This window comes from Kitasatospora sp. NPDC001175 (genome assembly GCF_053598215.1).
In genome coordinates, this window is record NZ_JBSFJU010000127.1 from 1 (window position 1) to 10,962 (window position 10,962).

Annotated in this window: 16 protein-coding genes and 1 pseudogene; 4 read left to right on the forward strand and 13 right to left on the reverse strand. The window is 69.8% G+C overall.

From position 1 onward, the window contains the following. A partial coding sequence (locus tag ACWDAK_RS39320) for a hemerythrin domain-containing protein (protein WP_449806566.1) occupies positions 1-167 on the reverse strand: 167 nt, incomplete at its 3' end. A 291-nt stretch (positions 168-458) separates the two neighbouring features. On the opposite strand from ACWDAK_RS39320, the gene ACWDAK_RS39325 reads away from it, so the two are divergent. Further along, positions 459-785, forward strand: coding sequence for a plasmid stabilization protein (locus ACWDAK_RS39325; protein WP_427395653.1), 327 nt, complete (start codon positions 459-461; stop codon positions 783-785). Positions 786-793: 8 nt separating this feature from the next. Further along, positions 794-1,348, forward strand: coding sequence for a hypothetical protein (locus tag ACWDAK_RS39330; RefSeq protein WP_427395654.1), 555 nt, complete (start codon positions 794-796; stop codon positions 1,346-1,348). A gap of 771 nt (positions 1,349-2,119) precedes the next feature. Here the strand turns inward: ACWDAK_RS39330 and ACWDAK_RS39335 are convergent. From ACWDAK_RS39335 to ACWDAK_RS39375, 9 genes are all read right to left on the reverse strand, one after another. Continuing rightward, complete coding sequence (locus ACWDAK_RS39335; protein WP_344641327.1) at positions 2,120-3,136, reverse strand: PHP domain-containing protein; 1,017 nt, start codon at positions 3,134-3,136, stop codon at positions 2,120-2,122. A 352-nt stretch (positions 3,137-3,488) separates the two neighbouring features. Continuing rightward, a complete protein-coding gene (locus ACWDAK_RS39340) occupies positions 3,489-3,881 on the reverse strand; it encodes an ATP-binding protein (RefSeq protein ID WP_344641328.1) in 393 nt (130 codons plus the stop codon). A 74-nt stretch (positions 3,882-3,955) separates the two neighbouring features. Continuing rightward, positions 3,956-4,834: a SigB/SigF/SigG family RNA polymerase sigma factor gene (locus tag ACWDAK_RS39345; protein ID WP_344641329.1), complete on the reverse strand. Its 879-nt coding sequence runs from the start codon at positions 4,832-4,834 to the stop codon at positions 3,956-3,958. 534 nt (positions 4,835-5,368) lie between these two features. After that, positions 5,369-5,614, reverse strand: coding sequence for an STAS domain-containing protein (locus ACWDAK_RS39350; protein WP_344641336.1), 246 nt, complete (start codon positions 5,612-5,614; stop codon positions 5,369-5,371). A gap of 96 nt (positions 5,615-5,710) precedes the next feature. Then, complete coding sequence (locus ACWDAK_RS39355; RefSeq protein ID WP_344641330.1) at positions 5,711-5,866, reverse strand: DUF6131 family protein; 156 nt, start codon at positions 5,864-5,866, stop codon at positions 5,711-5,713. Between the two features lie 58 nt (positions 5,867-5,924). Beyond that, positions 5,925-6,488 carry a hypothetical protein gene (locus ACWDAK_RS39360; RefSeq protein ID WP_344641331.1) on the reverse strand — a complete coding sequence of 188 codons (564 nt, stop codon included), beginning with the start codon at positions 6,486-6,488 and terminating at the stop codon, positions 5,925-5,927. A gap of 5 nt (positions 6,489-6,493) precedes the next feature. After that, a complete protein-coding gene (locus tag ACWDAK_RS39365; protein WP_344641332.1) occupies positions 6,494-7,060 on the reverse strand; it encodes a hypothetical protein in 567 nt (188 codons plus the stop codon). A 66-nt stretch (positions 7,061-7,126) separates the two neighbouring features. Beyond that, the gene (locus ACWDAK_RS39370; protein WP_449806565.1) at positions 7,127-7,561 is read right to left on the reverse strand and encodes an STAS domain-containing protein; all 435 of its coding nucleotides are present in this window, start codon (positions 7,559-7,561) and stop codon (positions 7,127-7,129) included. A gap of 247 nt (positions 7,562-7,808) precedes the next feature. Beyond that, the gene (locus tag ACWDAK_RS39375; RefSeq protein ID WP_344641334.1) at positions 7,809-8,105 is read right to left on the reverse strand and encodes a hypothetical protein; all 297 of its coding nucleotides are present in this window, start codon (positions 8,103-8,105) and stop codon (positions 7,809-7,811) included. 153 nt (positions 8,106-8,258) lie between these two features. On the opposite strand from ACWDAK_RS39375, the gene ACWDAK_RS39380 reads away from it, so the two are divergent. Together ACWDAK_RS39380 and ACWDAK_RS39385 are read left to right on the forward strand one after the other, a co-directional pair. Beyond that, positions 8,259-8,552, forward strand: a complete 294-nt coding sequence (locus ACWDAK_RS39380; protein ID WP_344641335.1) for a helix-turn-helix transcriptional regulator — start codon at positions 8,259-8,261, stop codon at positions 8,550-8,552. Positions 8,553-8,654: 102 nt separating this feature from the next. Continuing rightward, the gene (locus ACWDAK_RS39385; protein WP_344641337.1) at positions 8,655-8,870 is read left to right on the forward strand and encodes a cold-shock protein; all 216 of its coding nucleotides are present in this window, start codon (positions 8,655-8,657) and stop codon (positions 8,868-8,870) included. A gap of 506 nt (positions 8,871-9,376) precedes the next feature. Here ACWDAK_RS39385 and ACWDAK_RS39390 read toward each other — a convergent pair. The 3 genes and pseudogenes from ACWDAK_RS39390 to ACWDAK_RS39400 form a co-directional block, all read right to left on the reverse strand. After that, positions 9,377-9,715, reverse strand: coding sequence for a winged helix-turn-helix domain-containing protein (locus ACWDAK_RS39390; protein WP_344641663.1), 339 nt, complete (start codon positions 9,713-9,715; stop codon positions 9,377-9,379). Then, positions 9,712-9,942, reverse strand: a complete 231-nt coding sequence (locus ACWDAK_RS39395) for a hypothetical protein (RefSeq protein WP_344641664.1) — start codon at positions 9,940-9,942, stop codon at positions 9,712-9,714. Before ACWDAK_RS39395 ends, ACWDAK_RS39390 begins: the two co-directional genes overlap by 4 nt. 273 nt (positions 9,943-10,215) lie before the next feature. Then, positions 10,216-10,962, reverse strand: a pseudogene (locus tag ACWDAK_RS39400) (hypothetical protein); the annotation flags it as partial.

Consider the following 10,962-nt stretch of genomic DNA (forward strand, 5'->3'; position numbering starts at 1 on the left):
TACTGCTCCTCGGCGACCGAGTGCCGCACGAGCTCGATGGTGACCTCGTCGACGAGGTCACGCAGCTCCTGCCCGCGGCCGGTCATCGCCTGGAGTCGGCTGAAGATCTCGTCCACCTCGCGGTGGTCGGCCATCAGCTCCTCGATCACATTCCCGCCATGTCCCATCGCGTATCTGTCCTTTCGGTGGTCCTGTCCGGGTCGGGTCCGTCCCCGTCCGGCAGGCAGTAATCCCCACCCCGGAGCGTCCATGTCAGCCCGGCACCTGCGCCTCACTCGATTGGCGCCCGAGGAACGGCGACGCCGCCGTGGCACGAGGGCCGGTCCGGGGGCTTCCGGGATACCGCCGAGTCGGATCAACGCGGCGCACGGGGCGCGACGTGGGCCAGGCGGCCCGTGCGTCGAGACCTGCGTTCGGGGTAGACGCCATGGCGCACCCCCACAGGGCGAGGAGGAGCCATGCCTGCCGGTTCGAGCAAGAAACGTGAACGTCAGTACGAGCACATCAAGGACAGTGCCCTGGACCGTGGCGAGAGCGAGAAGCGGGCCAAGGAGATCGCGGCCCGGACCGTGAACAAGGAGCGAGCGCGGCACGGCGAGTCGAAGACGGCCAGCCGTTCCTCGACCCACGACATCTCCTCAGCAAAGCGCGGCGGACAGCGCTCGCACTCCGGCTCCGAAGGCCCCACCAAGGAGCAGCTGCTGTACAACGAGGCCAAGCAGCGCAACATCGAGGGCCGCTCGAAGATGAACAAGCAGCAACTCGCCAACGCACTCGGCCACTGACGCTACCCATGTCCATGACCACAGGCCGGATTCCCGACGACCGCCGCCAGCTGGCGGTCTACCTCAACGACCACGTCTCCGGTGCGACCAGCGGAGTGGAACTGAGCAGACGTGCGGCGGCCACCCACGCCGGCGCCCCCGCGGGGCCGGCCCTCCAGCGACTCGCCGAGGAGATCGCCGAGGACCGGACCAGTCTGATCCAGCTGATCCGGCGGCTGGACCTCCCGGTCCGCCGGCACCGCATGGCACGGGGCTGGCTGGCGGAAAAGGCCAGCCGCCTGAAGAGCAACGGCCGGCTTCTGCGTCGGTCCCCGCTGAGCGATCTGCTGGAGGCAGAGGCGCTGCGGATGGGTGTCGAGGGCAAACGCTCGCTCTGGAACGCCCTGCTGCAGATCAGCGACCTCGTCGAGGGCCTGGACCGGCGACAGCTGGAAAGGCTCGCGGCCCGCGCCACCAACCAAAGTGAACTCCTGGACACGGTCCGGAACGAGGCCGCCCGGCGCTCCCTGACCAAGCCGGAACCACCAGACACCCGGACACCGCGGCGCCCCCACCGCGTGTGAGCCCGGTCAACGGCGCGTCCCGGCGCGGCTGCCCGGGGGACGAGTCGCATGACCCACGTCTGCGGTGGGCATCCGTAGCCCCTCATCGTGCGGCTGGTCTGCACCGGCCAGTCTGCATCGGCCGCACGACAACGCTCGTTGTGAGCGAGGCGACTTGACGCGCTCTCCCGGCTGAAGATGGGAGATTCCGGCCCGTATCGCAGCATGCGGCACGAGCGTGGCTTCCTGCTTCAACGACTTTTGCGGCGACGGGGCGTGAGACACGAGCCGGTGTCGTTACCGTCCCCTCGGGTAGACGCAATCCCGCCAGCGGCCGCGAGCCCCGCAGCCGGGTTTACGGCCGCCCAACATCACTGCCGTAGATCCAGGCCGGCACCAAGTCCGAGAGTTGTTACCCGGCCGGCACCTTCATCCGGGCACGCTACGACTTCCCAGCCCACTACCGCTTCACAAGGCTCACCGACAGCATCAGCGGCAGCTACATCGTCTGCGCGGGCCAGCTACGTCCCAGCAACGCGACCGGAGACAACGCCGAGCGGCTGACCCTGGCGCGGGATGAGCGCAGCGGGGAGTGGGTCGACGAACGAATGATCCGTGACTACCGGCACGCAGCGGGCTGACCCGGCGGACGTTTCTCGCTGTGCGAAGCATCGGTTCGCCTTTGTAGTGATCGGCGCTTGTCTCACCTGCGGTGAATCTCAGCCCGGCAACAGCCCCATCGACAGGGAAGGCGCGCCGGTATCTGCCGCCATCCACGAGACGGCGGCCCGCTCAGGCGTGGCTGTGCCCGGGTCCGGGCCGGGCCGTCCACGTCAGCAGCCGCCCGACCGGCCAGGTGGTCACCAACCGGTCCGGCCCCAGACCGGCCCGCGCCGCACGCGCGTATCCGGACGACTGCCAGTGCAACTGCTCCGGGGCATGGGCGTCGGTGTCCACGGCGAACAGGCAGCCCGCCTCGGCCGCGAGTCCCAGCAGGTCATCCGGTGGATCTCGCCGTTCGGGGCGGCAGTTGATCTCCACGGCGGTTCCGGCCTCGGCACAGGCTGAGAAGACAGCCTCGGCATCGAACCGGGACTGCGGCCGCCCCCGGCCGGTGACGATCCGGCCGGTGCAGTGTCCGAGCACGTCGACGTGCGGGTTGCGCACCGCCTTCACCATCCGAGCAGTCATCGGCTCCGGCTCCGCACGTAGCTTCGAATGCACCGAGGCCACCACCACATCGAGCCGCCCGAGCAACTCCTCGTCCTGATCGAGCGAGCCGTCCTCCAGAATGTCGCACTCGATCCCCGACAGGAGCCGAAAGGGCCTCACCCGGGCGTTGACGGCTGCAACCGCCTCCAGTTGGAGCCGCAGCCGGTCTGCGCTGAGACCATGTGCAATCGTGAGCCGGGGCGAATGGTCGGTGAGCACGGCCCATCGGTGCCCCAGTACGCGGGCTGCCTCGGCCATCTCCTCGATCGGGCTGCCACCGTCGGACCAATCGGAGTGCACGTGGCAGTCCCCCTCGGTCACGGCCCACAGGTCCCAGCCCGCACGGGCGGCCGGCCCGGCGTCCGCCTCCAGCCTGGCGAGATAGGCCGGCACTTCGCCCGCCGACGCCTCCGCGATCACTTCGGCGGTGACCGGACCGACGCCGCGCAGCCGCTGGGCCTGTGCCACATCCACCGGACTGGCCGGCAGGTTCCGGGCCGCCTCGGCCGCCGTGTGGAAGGCCCGAACCCGATAAGGAGAGGCACCGCACCACTCGAGGAAAAAGGCGATCCGCCGGAGCGCTTCGACCGGTTCCATGCCTTCAGTGTTCGTCGTCCGCCATCAACCCGCCCTTCCCGGCTGAGAACCCAGCGGAGACGGACGTGTGGAAGTGGTGGCTGCTCGGGTTTCGGGTGCTGGCGGCCGACGACGGCTTCGCACGGTCGCCTGGCACCCCGGTCGCGTGCTTCAACAGCGTCCCAAATCAGGCTGATTGACCTCGATGAGCCCTGTGAGGGCCTGTTCGGTGGGACGCCAGTCATTGACGTCCTGGACTCCGCAGCTGGCAAACACCTCACCGGGGACCGCACCAGGCGGATGCGAAGTGCCGGGGGCGGGAAGAGTCACCGGCTGGTCCTTGGAAGCGGTCACCAGGTGGTCGTCAAGGCGGTCATCGGGGCCGGCGCTCGAGCACCGTGGCCTGGACGATCTTTCCCTGGGGCGTTCGGAGGACGTGTACGCCCCGGCAGAGCCCGGTCACCACGACCAGCCCGTAACCCGCCGGAGGCGAGGCGGTGGCCAGCAGCTCCCGGCTGGTGTCCTCGACGGCCACCTCGATGGTGCCGTCACCGGCGGGTGCGACCAGCAGCCGGCACGGCCCGGGCGCGTGCCGGCAGGCGTTGGAGACCAGTTCGGCGATCACGAGCAGGACGTCGCCCCGGGTCTCGTCCCGGAAGCGGGGTCCCGCTTTGGCCGCGAGCTCCGCGAAGAACCGCTCGGCCGCGTGGCGGGCCGTGCGGACCGATCCGACGCGCCCGTCCAGGTCGAGCGCGAGCACAGGCATCTGATTCACCCCGGCCCTGGGGTCCCTTTGACGGTGCCGCGCCTACCCCGGCCACGACCGGGTCAACCCTCTGCTCAGCGGCCGGTTTCGCCGTTCTCGACCTGCTCCCTGAGCCGGGCGAGGGTGGCGCTCAGCACCCGCGAGACCTGCATCTGGGAGACCCCGATCCGCTCGGCGATCTCCGACTGCGTGCAATCACCCCAGAAGCGCAGCAGCAGGACGGTGCGCTCGCGGTTGGTGAGCAGGCGCAGCAGCGGGCGGACGGCTTCCCTGAAGATCACCAGGTCGAGGTTGTGGTCGCAGTCGCCGAGTCGGTCGAGCAGGGCGTTGCCGGAGTCGTCGGTGCCGTCGTCGCGGGTGGCGTCGAGCGAGTCGCAGTAGAAGGCGTGTCCGGCGTGTAGGCCGGTGGCGACCTGCTCGGGGGTGAGGCCGAGGTCGTCGGCGAGTTCCTCGGGTGTGGGCAGCCTGCCGAGCTGCTGTTCCAGGCGGTCGGAGGCGCGGGCGGTCCTTAGGTAGAGCTCCTGGATGCTGCGGGGAACGCGCAGTGGCCAGGACGTGTCGCGGAAGAAGCGTTTGATCTCGCCGGTGATGGTGGGCAGGGCGTAGGTGACGAACTCGACGCCGCGGTTGGGGTCGTAGCCGTCGACGGCTTTGATCAGGCCGATGGTGCCGACCTGGAGGATGTCGTCCATCTCGGCGGCGCGGTGGCGGAAGCCCGCGGCGACGAAACGGACCAGCGGCATGTTGAGCTCGATGATGGTGCCGCGGACGTAGCCGTAGGCGGGCGTTTCGGGCTCCAGTTCGGCGAGACGGCGGAACAGCGCGTCGCTGAGCTCGCGCGCCTCGCTCTTGCCCAGGCGGCGCACGGGCCGCTGGTCCGCGCCGGGGACGGGCGGCGCCTCCTTTGGGACGAGCGAGGCTGTGGCGGCGTGCTGGGCGGTGGTGGCGGACACGGGATCATCTCCCAGGATGTCGCGGGCCCACACCGTGCGCGTGTCGACGCGAAAAGTGACCGCTCGCGGCGGGGCAGACAAATCGTCGCCGCGGGCATGAGGTGTGGGAATGGGAAGCCGCTCGGCCCGGCTGCTTGAGGCCACGGAGTCCCGGGGGCGGCAGGTGCGCCCTCTGGATCGGCGGCGATGTCGGAATCGCCGCGCCGTCGGGGCGTCGCCCCGACCTCTTCGCGGTCTTGGTACCCACGCACATACTCGGTGAACCTTTTCGACCGAAGGGCAGGGTCCAGCTGCGGGGCAGGTGGGCAAGGATCCGGTTGGGGCAGGTGGGCAAGGATCCGGTTGGTGAGGTGGTCGCCGCCGAGGTTGGTGAGGGCGACCAGGACGGCGGAGGCGTCCCCGCGGGCTCCTTCGCGGCTGGTGTTCAGGGTGTTGGGAGGGCATTCGACGAAGGCGGGGGCGGGGAGGACAGTCACCGTGTTGCGTCCCAAGAGCCGGCACAGCCAAGGCCGGCAGGCTGGCCAGGGGCGATGGTCAGGGCTCAATGGTCAGCCGCGGGTTGAGGCCGGTCAGTCTCAGCAGCACGGCCACCCTGGCCACGCTACGGCCGACTCCCCGCAAGATGAGCCGGCCGCCGCGCTGGTCGGCCTGGTTGCGGACCTCGACGAGGGCGCCCAGGCCCGCGCAGTCCATGAACGCCACCTCCGATAGGTCGAGCCCTTCGCCGTCGAGGCCGGGCGCACGCTCGGCCTGGTCGGCGCAGGGGATGGGACGGCACAGAAAGGGTCGGTTGGCGCGGTCAGGCCCGGCTCTGCTTGAGCTCGCCGCCGTAGCTGATCGCGCTCTTGCGGGCTTGGCCCGGGCGACCGAGTCGGGCTACCAGTAGTGCCGTCGTCCGGCGATACCGTGGCCCACCGCGCCGAGGAGCCAGAGAATCAGGCCGAGAACGGCCAGGATGATGCCGATGGTCCACAGGATCGAGATGCCGGTGACGAAGCCGATGATGAGGAGGATCACTCCAAGGACGATCACGGTGGTCTCCGAAGGGTTCAGATCTTTTCGCGAATGCCCGCAGGTTGGGCCGGTGTGTTCAGCTGCTCAGCAGGCGGTTGAAGAAGCTGCGGTACTTCTGCAGGGCAAGCCGCAGCTCCTCGGTATCGACCGCGTCCCCCCGGTTCCACTGACCCTCGAGCCGCTGCTTGTGGTCGGCGAAGGATTCGGCCAGTCGCCGCATGAGGTCGGCGACCAGTTCGTCGGCGGTGTGAACAGCCTCGCGGGGGTCGTCGACGAAGCGGGTCTGCACCTGCTGCCAGCGGGTGCGCAGCTCCTGCGCCTGGGCCGAGGGCAGCAGTGGTTCCTCGTCCTCCTGGCCGGCTGCGCCGCGGTCGGCGGCCTCCCCTTGCGCGGTCGTGTCCTCGAAGGGCGTGGCCGTCTGCCCGCTCTCCGCATCCGGTCTCTCGCCGGTGGCGTCGCCCGGGAAGACGGGCCGTTCCTCCCGCGCGTCGGGCGTGGCCTCGGATGTCGCCTCCGACGTCGTCCCGGGCGGATCCATGGCACCTGATGGCGCGAGCTGTGCTTCCTCGTTCCGGGTTCCGGTGGCGGCGATGTCCTCGGTCGTCATCCGTCCCTTGTCGTCGTAGCGCATGGGCTTCATCTCTGTCACCTCCGTGGCGAATCGTCGTCCCGCACGGCCTGCCCGCCGTCGAGAAGCGCCGTGAACAGCGCCCGGTAGTGCACCATCGCCCCGCGGAGTTCTTCGGTGGTCGCGTCACCGCGACCGGCCTGGGCGTTGACCGCATGCGCGGCGCGGTAGTGCTTCAGGGTGCTCGCGTGCTCGACGGACAGGTCACGCAGCCGCTGTTCGTAGTCCTCGGTGGGATAGCCGCGCTCATGCATGAGCGCGGTGACCAGGCCATCGGCCCGCTGGACGGTTTCGCCGGGGCGGTCGACGAACTCCTGCTGCACCCGTGTCCAGTCCCGGGCGTAGCGCTGTCTGGTGTCGGGTGCCAGCGGCTTGATCTCCAACTGCTGGTGGCGCTGTTCGCGGCGGCGCAGTTCCTGCTCGGCGGCCAGTCGGCTGCCCGAGCTGCGGACGGTGCGCTCGTACTCAGGGCCGAACCGTTCCCGCAGCCGGCGGCGGCGGGCCGTGAACCACAACGCCGCGGCGATCAGGAGCAGCACGACCACGACGGGCACGATGATCGCGATGAGGGTCCCTGTCGACATCAGGTCCTCCTTGGTCCTTCAGTGACCTGCCGCCTTACCGGCGACCGGCGTCTCGAAACGTCTTCTTCACCGGGCGCCCGCGCCGGAGCGAAGCGGCAGCTCGCCAACCCTCTGTAACAGGGAGGTCGGCAGCGGTGTGCCCGGCTTCGAAGAGGCGCATTCGTGCAGGGCCTCGGTCAGGGTCGGGAACATCCGGAACAGGGTGTCGGTCTGGGTGATCTCCAGCACCCGTCGTGCCTGCGGGGTGGGTGCGGCAAGTACGAGGGGCACGCCCGCGGCGAATGCGGTACGGCGGGCGGTGAGCAGCGTGTGGAGGGTGCTGGTGGTGAAGAGGTCGACGGCGTGCAGGTCGATCACGAGGAGTGCGGGGTGCTGTGCGAGGGCCTGGTGCAGTTTGTGGTGCAGGTCTTGTTCGTTGTCGATGTGGGCGTAGCCGGCGAGGGAGCAGACCAGGGCGTCGCCGATGCGGGTGGTGGAGGTCTTCATATCCGGGGCGGGCATGGTGTGCCTTCCGGGCGGCCCGGGTCGAGGTGTTGGAGACGGGTCGGCTTGGGGTGCGGCGGGGAGCCGGTCCGTGTGCTTCAGGTGGGGGGCTTGCCGGGGGCCGTGTGCGGCGGTCCGGGCCCGTGCAGGTCTGCCGCGCACCTCGGTGACTTCGCCGGGGATCCACATCTGGGAGCGGCCGTACAGGTCACACGGCGGGGGTGGCGGCTCGGGTCGTGGGCGACGGGCGGTGGTCATGGCTTTCTCACCCCGTGCTGCGGTCGGGCGGTGCCAAAGTTGGGGCTGGCTGGTCGCGCCAGCGGGAAGCGATCCGCTCCAGGCTCTCCCACAGCTCGCCAGCGGTGTCCTGCTGGTAGTCCAAGGTGCCCTGGGGGGATTCGCTGGCAGCGAGGTAGGCCTCGAGGCCGGTGACCGCATGGCAGACCATGCGGCGCATCGGCTCGACCTGACACGTCTGGTCGCCGTTCTCACGGGGGCGGCCGATGCGGTCGTAGAGGAAGCCGGCGAGGGTTTCCAGGTGGTCGCGGGTGAGGCTGTCCACGATGACCTCTTCACGCGGGAGGCAAGAAATCCCAGCCGACGAGGCGGCGGGCTTGCCCTTCAACCATTCGCCCACGAGCGATTCATGTCAACTGGTACACGGATTATTTTTCGTGCTTACGGCTGCGTGAATCGGCGGTCGTATGCTGGTGCCATGGACGAGTGTCCCGCGACGGCGCGGCGGTGGACTTTCCTGACCAACCACGCCCGCGTTCTCGTACAGATCGCCCGCGATCCCGGCATCAGGGTGCGCGACATCGCGGCGAGCTGCCTGCTGACCGAGCGCGCCGTCCAACGGATCATCGTCGACCTCGAGAAGGACGGCTACCTGACCCACGAACGCACCGGCCGCAGCAACCACTACCACGTCCAGGCCGCCAAACAACTGCGCCATCCGGCCGACTCCGGCCCCAGCCTCGCCGAACTCCTGTCCGTTCTCCTGCGCTGACCACCTGACCGCCTGCCCCGGTCACGGTGCGGCTCTCCGGACCAAGGCGATCGCCTCCGGGCCCGCAACCGTGGGACCCGATCAGTCCCCTCGACGAGGGAGATACATGTCGCTACCGGCACTGTGAATGTGAAGTGGTTCAACGCTGAAAAGGGCTTCGGTTTCTTCCAGCAGGACGGCGGCGGTCCCGACGTCTTCGCCCACTACTCGAACATCGACGCCCAGGGCTTCCGTGAACTCCAGGAGGGCCAGAAGGTGACCTTCGACATCGTGCAAGGCCAGAAGGGCCCGCAGGCGGAACACATCCGCCCCGCCTGACCTCCGGCGCACGAGCGGGCGCCCCACACGGATCCATGTGCGGGGCGCCTTTCCGCGCGCGCAGCTCTCGATCACCTACAGCCTGGTGTCGATCCCCGGGTGAATGGCTGCGACCGGTCGCGGCGTGGACGAGGTACCGCTCCACCTCGTCCACGCCGCAGACGGCTCTTCTCTAGGGCAGATCCGTGCTTCGAGGGCGTCGCCGGTCCGCGGGCCGCATCGGTGCATCTGCCGCGCGCCATATAGCGGGGCGTGTCCGATGTCAGCGGGTGCGGCATCGACCGCCGCGCCGGAACCGCACCCGCGCGAGGACCAGCACGGCGACGCCAATGACGGTGGGTGCGTGGGTCGGACGGCGGACGGCGGACGGCGGACGGCGCTACGGTCTGGCCTGGCGGCGGGTGCGGCGGTAGGCGGTGCGGCGAACCAGCAACCCGCCTGACCGGGCGTGGCCCACCAGCGCGGGCTGGTTGCGGCGGACGGAGTTCCCGGGTGGTCCGTGCTAGCTAGGGCTCCGGGTCTGAGCTGCCCTGTTCGATCTGGTGGATGAGCCGCTTGAGTTGGTTGACTTCCTCCCTCAGCGCGCGGTCGCCGGCCGGGGTGAGGGTGAGCCAGGTGCGGGCACGTTTGCCCTCGTAGCCCTTCTCGACGTCGATCAGCCCGGCTTTCTCCAGGGTGGCCAGGTGCTGGCTGAGGTTTCCGGCGGTGAGTTCGAGCATCGTGCGCAGGAAGCCGAACTCGACCCGGCGCGCTTGGTGGGCGATGGTGAGGATGCCGAGGCGCACGCGCTGGTGGACGATGTCGTCCAGCCCGGTGACGGGGTGCGGGTCGGGCTGTTCGGTCATGACGCGTTGCGCCGGTCGGGCAGCTCGGCCAGGCCGAAACCGAGGGCGCCGAGCAGGAGCAGCAGGCCGGGGACGCCGAAGGTGGGCAGGGCGGACCAGGGCGAGGTGAACGGGATCCCTGTCCAGCCGGTGGTGAGCGGCACCAGCTCGATGGCCAGATACACCACAGTGAGCAGCAGCAGGGCGCGGCTGCGTTCCACCCAGGACAGCACCAGCAGCGGCACCATGGCGTTCCCGGCGAGCCGTTCTGTCCTCTGACATCGGACCTTGATCGCTTGCCACCGAAGTTTGACCACTGCGGGTTTGTGCCACTGAAGATTGACCGCCCATGTCCGCGTACCTGCGGAAGCGCGGGGCCAGTACGGCTCGACGTGCAGCGGAGGCTGGTTCTGCGTGCCGTCTGTGGCATCTGACGGACAGCCGAAACGGAAGGCGGTCGGCGATGGGCGTTGAGCGGACCGGTGGCTGGAGGTGCGGCGCTGCGTGCCCGTGTGAGCTGCTCAGTACCGGCGCAGTAGCGGCCACAGGGCCGCCCACGGGCGGTCCGGTCCCGCGCAGAGCACGACGGCCGCGTGCTGCTCCATGTTCGCCGTGCCGTGCCCGTTGTTGACGCGCGCGACCGTGCGGCAGGCGGTGAAGTGGTCCTCCAGATCGGCGTAGCCCGCCGGGTGGACGAGCAGCACCGGCCCCGTGGCGGTCGCCGGTGGCGGGCCCCAGGCGTACAGGCCCATGTGACCGGAGTACGGGGATGGCAGGCCGAGGGCGGGCCCGTACTGCGCGAGGGCTCCGGCCTCGCCGTAGTTCGAGGTCAGCAGTACGGCGGTGGCCCGCTGCTCGGTGGGGATGGCCGCCCAGCCGGTGGCGGTGGCGCGCGCGAGCTCCGGCCAGCCGACCTCTTCGCCGATGTCGGGGTCGACGGTCATCGGCACCGCCAGCGCCGAGGCGGGCAGCACCGGCAGGGCGGCCAGCGCACTGGTGAGCAGGGCCGCGAACAGTCCGCCGGTCAGCTTCGCGCGGTGATCGCGTGCCCAGCGGGCGTACGACTCGCAACCGGCCGCAGTGAGCGCGTACAGCAGCGGGATCGGGTAGTACGCCTTGCCACCCCCCGCCATCACCAGCAGGCAGAGCATCACCCAGGCCACCGCGACCGGTCGGGCCCAGCGCAGCTCCGACCGGCGCAGCAGCCGGCTCAGCCCGGTCAGCCACAGGGGCGCCAGCAGCGGGGAGAACTGGAGCACCTGCATAGG

Excerpts from the sequence above, each read along its gene's own strand:
- ACWDAK_RS39330 (WP_427395654.1), top strand. The coding sequence starts at position 794 with ATGTCCATGACCACAGGCCGGATTCCCGACGACCGCCGCCAGCTGGCG.
- ACWDAK_RS39395 (WP_344641664.1), bottom strand. The coding sequence starts at position 9,942 with ATGGTGCCGCTGCTGGTGCTGTCCTGGGTGGAACGCAGCCGCGCCCTG.
- ACWDAK_RS39360 (WP_344641331.1), bottom strand. The coding sequence starts at position 6,488 with ATGAAGCCCATGCGCTACGACGACAAGGGACGGATGACGACCGAGGAC.
- ACWDAK_RS39325 (WP_427395653.1), top strand. The coding sequence starts at position 459 with ATGCCTGCCGGTTCGAGCAAGAAACGTGAACGTCAGTACGAGCACATC.
- ACWDAK_RS39365 (WP_344641332.1), bottom strand. The coding sequence starts at position 7,060 with ATGTCGACAGGGACCCTCATCGCGATCATCGTGCCCGTCGTGGTCGTG.
- ACWDAK_RS39335 (WP_344641327.1), bottom strand. The coding sequence starts at position 3,136 with ATGGAACCGGTCGAAGCGCTCCGGCGGATCGCCTTTTTCCTCGAGTGG.
- ACWDAK_RS39340 (WP_344641328.1), bottom strand. The coding sequence starts at position 3,881 with ATGCCTGTGCTCGCGCTCGACCTGGACGGGCGCGTCGGATCGGTCCGC.
- ACWDAK_RS39390 (WP_344641663.1), bottom strand. The coding sequence starts at position 9,715 with ATGACCGAACAGCCCGACCCGCACCCCGTCACCGGGCTGGACGACATC.
- ACWDAK_RS39370 (WP_449806565.1), bottom strand. The coding sequence starts at position 7,561 with ATGCCCGCCCCGGATATGAAGACCTCCACCACCCGCATCGGCGACGCC.
- ACWDAK_RS39380 (WP_344641335.1), top strand. The coding sequence starts at position 8,259 with ATGGACGAGTGTCCCGCGACGGCGCGGCGGTGGACTTTCCTGACCAAC.